The 344-nt window shown below is 67.7% G+C and carries 1 pseudogene; it reads right to left on the reverse strand.

What is annotated here, in order from left to right:
• Positions 1-344 (reverse strand): annotated as a pseudogene (locus BIU89_RS15300) (preprotein translocase subunit SecA); the annotation flags it as partial.

Consider the following 344-nt stretch of genomic DNA (forward strand, 5'->3'; position numbering starts at 1 on the left):
CGCCGTCGATCGACGGCGCCGAGTACTCGAGGCCGGAGACCTCGTCCTCGCCGAGACCCTTGGCCTCGATCACCGCGTTCTCGCCGTCGGACTGCACCTGGACCTCGAGGTTGAACAGGTAGCCGACGGACTCTTCGCGGATCTGCCCCATCATCGTCTGGAACAGGGCGTAGCCCTCGCGCTGGTACTCGACCAGCGGGTCGCGCTGCGCCATCGCGCGGAGGCCGATGCCGTCCTTGAGGTAGTCCATCTCGTACAGGTGGTCGCGCCAGCGGCGGTCGATCACCGAGAGCACCACGCGACGCTCGAGCTCACGCATCGCCTCGTCGCCGAGGAGCTCCTCA

The sequence above is a fragment of the Curtobacterium sp. MCBA15_005 genome (assembly GCF_001864855.1).
In the GTDB taxonomy this organism is placed as follows: domain Bacteria; phylum Actinomycetota; class Actinomycetes; order Actinomycetales; family Microbacteriaceae; genus Curtobacterium; species Curtobacterium flaccumfaciens.